Source organism: Thermococcus sp. PK (assembly GCF_000430485.1).
Lineage (GTDB): Archaea > Methanobacteriota_B > Thermococci > Thermococcales > Thermococcaceae > Thermococcus_A > Thermococcus_A bergensis.
The window spans coordinates 315,827-320,448 of record NZ_KE387149.1 but is presented as its reverse complement, the minus strand read 5'-3'; the positions used below and the strand labels follow the sequence as shown (position 1 = coordinate 320,448).

The following is a 4,622-nucleotide window of genomic DNA, read 5'->3' as shown; positions in this document are numbered from 1 at the left end:
CTCAAAGCCCATTCAGACCAAGGAGTTGGCCAGAAAAAACAGGAAGGAGAAGAAGGGTTCTTCAGAAATCATCTCTGAAAAGCCCGCAGTTGGGTTTGTTCCCTCTAAAAAAAGTTTTACTATGGGTACAAGCTGACCTGTTACTCTGATGGGAACCTGTTGGCTTTGCTGTCCGTTGATCCGGCAAACAAGCATGATGTGAGTGTTGTCAGGGAAAAGTTCTGGGTGATTGTTGAGGAGTTTTCTGGCTGTTTTCTGTTTTTGGATAAGGGTTACGTTAGTAGAGAACTTCAGGAGGAATTCCTGAAGTTTGGCGTTGTTTACACGCCGGTGAAGCGGGAGAATCAGGTTAGTAATCTGGAGGAGAAGAAGTTTTACAAGTACTTGTCTGACTTTCGCAGGAGGATTGAGACTTTGTTTTCGAAGTTTTCTGAGTTTCTTCTGAAGCCGAGCAGGAGTGTTAGTTTGAGGGGGTTGGTTGTCAGGATTTTAGGGGCGATTCTGGCCGTGAATCTGGACAGATTATACAACTTCACAGATGGTGGGAACTAGGGTCCAAGATTATGTTTTTCATTACTTTGAAGGCAGCGCGGTATTGCTCCTCCATGTTTCTTTGAGCTTCGAGCGGTGGTAGCCCTTCTTCACGGGCAATCGGTGGGTTTAGCTTGAAGAAGAAGTGCAACCCAAAGCCGCTGTCGGCTATAATCACTGGGGCCATGTCGAGGTCCCTCAATCGCTGGTAGATGTTAACAGCAAGTCTTTCCAAGAACTCTTTGGCAATGTCCTTGTTTCTGACTGCCCACTCCTTCGTTGGCTGGACTCGTATGCCCTCCACGGAGAGGTAGATGTTCTCAGCAGAGCTTCCGAAGACGTCGAGGTCGATGAACAGCGTCCCGACGTATTTCACATCTCGGGCCTTGCTGCCCTGGGAGTCCGGCTTGAGTTCGCTCCTCGGGTTGACGCTTATGTAGACCCCGTGGAGCGCCCAAGTTCCTTCCGTCATCCTTGTGGAGGCGTTTTGGACAAAGGCCTTCAGTGCCTTGGTGTCCTTGGGGTAGCTGAAGTGTCGTATCCTGTTGGCCACGCCGATGTTGCTGCTCCTGCCGCGCTTGGATAGGGCTCTGACTTCCACTACGTCACCTGGGACAAACAGCACTTCAAGTAGGTCATACACCCTCATTCTTTTCCACCTCCATTACTTTTTGCGAAATACTGGCCTCAATGACGAAATATTAAACATAACTGCCCATCTAAACTACTGGTAGTAGTAATACTTTTGACAATTTACAGTCAAAAACGTGTTAAGTTATGTGTAAAAAGTGACAAAAAAATTAAAATTAAAAAACGAGGTCCACAAAATGCTCAACCTCCTCGGGTTCCAGTGGGATTCTCTCACCTTCAGTATTGAACGCTGTGTAACCGCTCTTTTTTGGAGTGATTGCATAAACTGGAACCTCAAGTTCCTCCTCAAGCATTTTCATAAGCTTTTTAGGGGTTTTTCTGGTGGCAAACAGTAATATGCCTGCAATCTTGCCGTCTTTAAGGATCAAAAAGGCCTCCTGAACTTCAGTTGCAGTTTTCAGGTTTGCTGTAAGTGCTGCTAAGTCCAAAACCTCCTTTAGGACATCTTCGGGAAAGTACCTCAAAAAGAGCCACCCAAAGAGGTCACTACAAATTAGTTGGTTAAATCTTTCGATAGGAAAAGAAGAATAACAGAGTGGATTTATTCCATCACAGCTGTTCCTGACAGAGAGAGTCACATATTTCAGGATCGTCCAGTATGCTTCCATCTATGAGCAGAATTATGCATTCCTTGCAACATTTCTTCAAGTTCACGAGGTTGTGAACAAGATGTAAGAACTCATCATTGCTTATACAGTTCCGAGACTTAGCCTGTTTCAAAAGGGTTGCAAGATTTATCCGCATCATTTTGGCGTATTCTCTAACTGCAGTTCTCATATGGTAAAAATAATGCCCCTTCAAATTTTCGCGACTTGACTTCTGAATGTTTTCCTGAATAGCTTTGATATGGTCAGAAATTTCTTTATCAGAGAGCTCCAAAGTGTTATAGTGCCGCTGAATTTTTTCGATTAGTGAGAAGATCACTTCTACATTCCTGGGAGTGATTCGTAAATCTTCACCCAATTCCATACTACGATTCAATTTTCGCAAAATTGATCTCTCTTTTGCACTCAGCTGAGTTTTCACATCTTTAGGAACTCGAAACTTGCTTCCATTGAATATCTCCGGGAATTGCGTATAGTACTCAAGATTAAAGGGGGTTGTTGTTTGAGTTGTTGTGTTTCCACCTGTTACAGAGGAACTTGCGCTCATATCCAGCCCCAGTAATATAATGCAAAACGGATTATTATGCATAGGGGTTATACAAATGAACAAATGAAATGGTACAGTACAGATAGTGTACCGTGTACTCTGTACTCGCGTTTTTTTGCATTCTGTTAACCCGTTAATACTTACTGAACGCTATAAATATACACATAAAAAGTCATTGAACACTTGTTTACTCACGGCTTGGTTTGGCTTTTGTGCTCTTCTTTCCGGGCTATGTTTTCATAACTGCCCTTTTCCCAGAGAAAAAAGAGTTAGACAACCTCGAACGCCTGGCTTTGAGCCTTGGTCTGAGCATTGCAATCGTGCCCCTCATAGGTTTGCTCCTAAACTACACCCCATGGGGGATAAGGTTAATTCCTCTATAGAGAAATTACATTGAGTTTACTTTCGAAAAAGGTTAAAGACTCACGATAAATCAAATATTAGTCAAAATGAGCCATAATATAAGTATAATCGTGCCACACTTCTTCACGATAAGTTTTTATTTTCGTTTGATATAGTGACGATGGTTTGAGATTCCCAAAATGGCACTGTTAAGACGGAGGGAGACTCGTGAATTTTGATTTAATAAAGCGAGAGCTAGAAAACCTCAAAAGTCCGCTTTACAGGAACTCAATATACATCTCCCTATCTTTTCTAATAACAGCAGTTGCAGGCTTTCTTTTCTGGAGCATCGCCGCAAGACTTTATCCTTCTTCAGACGTTGGAGTCGCTTCTGCCATTGTTTCCGCGATAAATCTTGTTTTTACCATTTCGATGCTCGGGATGAACTTTGCCATAATACGGTTCTATCCTGAGTATCGAGAACGAGCCATTGGGAGCTCCCTAGTGATAACTATTATCGCGTCCTTTCTATTCTCCATACTCTACGGGATCATCATGGGAAGAAGTGAGTCATTTAGGAGCATATTTTCGGCTGAGTTCCTGATAATCTTCATAACTTTTTCAATGATTGGGACTTCCTACAATTTGATCTCAATTTACGCAATTGCAAAAAGGAAAGCTGAGCACAGCTTTGTTCAGGCAGTTCTTTTTTCCGTTAGGTTTGTCTTTCTGTTCTTTCTGGTTTCTTGGGGTGTTTTAGGGATAGTTTCCTCCTTCGGGCTTGGCCTTCTTCTCGGACTGGTTTATGGTCTAATATTCGTGGACGGGATAAGACTTGCGCTTGATCTTGAATACTTAAAAGCATCATTTAGATTTTCCCTGGGAAATTACATAGCAAACCTAGCAAATGTTACCCCGAACTACCTGATGCCCACTATTGTTTTGACGATACTAGGAGAGGAACAAGCTGCTTACTATTACATTGCCTTTGCCGTTGGCAACATGCTACTATTTGTCCCCAACGCTATAAACACTTCTTTCTTTGTTGAGGGGAGCCACGGGTTCAGCAATATCAAGAAAACACTAAAGAAAGCATTATTCCTGAGCTATGTATATCTTCTGGGAGCTCTGGTTTTTGTGTGGCTCTTTGGAGGTTATGTTTTGGAGCTCTTCAGGCCCGAGTACGTCAAGGGGTTCGGCCTGCTGAAGCTAATGGTTCTCGGTGGTTTCTTCGTCGTTCCCGTCAACTTCTCGATAACCATACTGAACATCCAGAAGAGGGTGAGGGAGGTCGTGGGTATAAACCTGCTCAAGGCGGCGCTGTTCCTGGGGTTGAGCTACCTTTTGATCCCGCGGTTCGGGATCGAGGGAGTCGGATGGGGGTGGATTGGAGCTTATAGTATTTCAGTGTTCATGTTATTTGTCAGGTTTTTTAGAAAAGTGTTTTAAAAGCACAAAGGCCGTTTTCCTCCATGAAAATCTTTTTTCCACAGCTCTCCTTGAAATCACACTCATCTTTCTCCGGATTTTTGGGTTTTGAAATAAGAACTCAACCCTTTGGATTATGTCTTCTGCTTTGTTCTCTACTAATATGCCCTCCAAAGGATGTCTGATAGCTTCTGGTATTCCCCCGATCTTACTCGCAATTAGGGGCTTTCCTATCTTCATTACTTCGAGTAGTGCCAATGGTAATCCTTCTCCAAAGGTTATATGCGTGTATATGTCTGCCACAGTAGTTGCGATGTGTGGGTTATCCAGATCTCCCGTGAAGATAACTCGATCCTCAACCCCTATTTCCCTTGCGTACTGCTTTAGGATACTGTTAGGATAACTGGGGCATCACCTCCTGAAGCCATTCAGTAACATCACCAGGCGGATCACCAAAACTAGAATGAATTCTGACAAAATTATACCAGAAGGCAAACAGAAAAACAAACCTATGAACC

Annotated in this window: 5 protein-coding genes and 3 pseudogenes; 3 read left to right on the top strand and 5 right to left on the bottom strand. The window is 43.2% G+C overall.

The window, feature by feature from the left end:
- A pseudogene (locus tag THEPK_RS03640) lies at nt 1–552 on the top strand (transposase); the annotation flags it as partial.
- Here THEPK_RS03640 and THEPK_RS03635 read toward each other — a convergent pair.
- From THEPK_RS03635 to THEPK_RS03625, 3 genes are all read right to left on the bottom strand, one after another.
- The gene (locus tag THEPK_RS03635; RefSeq protein ID WP_042698461.1) at nt 533–1,180 is read right to left on the bottom strand and encodes a hypothetical protein; all 648 of its coding nucleotides are present in this window, start codon (nt 1,178–1,180) and stop codon (nt 533–535) included. The pseudogene THEPK_RS03640 and the gene THEPK_RS03635 sit on opposite strands and share 20 nt — an antisense overlap.
- A gap of 157 nt (nt 1,181–1,337) precedes the next feature.
- Nucleotides 1,338–1,790, bottom strand: coding sequence for a hypothetical protein (locus tag THEPK_RS03630; protein WP_156882137.1), 453 nt, complete (start codon nt 1,788–1,790; stop codon nt 1,338–1,340).
- Nucleotides 1,732–2,334, bottom strand: coding sequence for a hypothetical protein (locus tag THEPK_RS03625; protein WP_042698455.1), 603 nt, complete (start codon nt 2,332–2,334; stop codon nt 1,732–1,734). Before THEPK_RS03625 ends, THEPK_RS03630 begins: the two co-directional genes overlap by 59 nt.
- 191 nt (nt 2,335–2,525) lie before the next feature.
- On the opposite strand from THEPK_RS03625, the pseudogene THEPK_RS12520 reads away from it, so the two are divergent.
- Nucleotides 2,526–2,714, top strand: a pseudogene (locus THEPK_RS12520) (DUF1616 domain-containing protein); the annotation flags it as partial.
- 190 nt (nt 2,715–2,904) lie between these two features.
- Nucleotides 2,905–4,125: a lipopolysaccharide biosynthesis protein gene (locus THEPK_RS03620; protein ID WP_042698451.1), complete on the top strand. Its 1,221-nt coding sequence runs from the start codon at nt 2,905–2,907 to the stop codon at nt 4,123–4,125.
- Here the strand turns inward: THEPK_RS03620 and THEPK_RS03615 are convergent.
- Together THEPK_RS03615 and THEPK_RS12955 are read right to left on the bottom strand one after the other, a co-directional pair.
- Complete coding sequence (locus tag THEPK_RS03615) at nt 4,093–4,494, bottom strand: glycosyltransferase (RefSeq protein WP_255346958.1); 402 nt, start codon at nt 4,492–4,494, stop codon at nt 4,093–4,095. The two genes, THEPK_RS03620 and THEPK_RS03615, sit on opposite strands and share 33 nt — an antisense overlap.
- 4 nt (nt 4,495–4,498) lie before the next feature.
- A pseudogene (locus tag THEPK_RS12955) lies at nt 4,499–4,622 on the bottom strand (IS6 family transposase); the annotation flags it as partial.

Bases quoted from the DNA above. Each gene is read 5' to 3' on its own strand.
- THEPK_RS03625 (WP_042698455.1), bottom strand. From the start codon at position 2,334: ATGAGCGCAAGTTCCTCTGTAACAGGTGGAAACACAACAACTCAAACA.
- THEPK_RS03630 (WP_156882137.1), bottom strand. From the start codon at position 1,790: ATGGAAGCATACTGGACGATCCTGAAATATGTGACTCTCTCTGTCAGG.
- THEPK_RS03635 (WP_042698461.1), bottom strand. From the start codon at position 1,180: ATGAGGGTGTATGACCTACTTGAAGTGCTGTTTGTCCCAGGTGACGTA.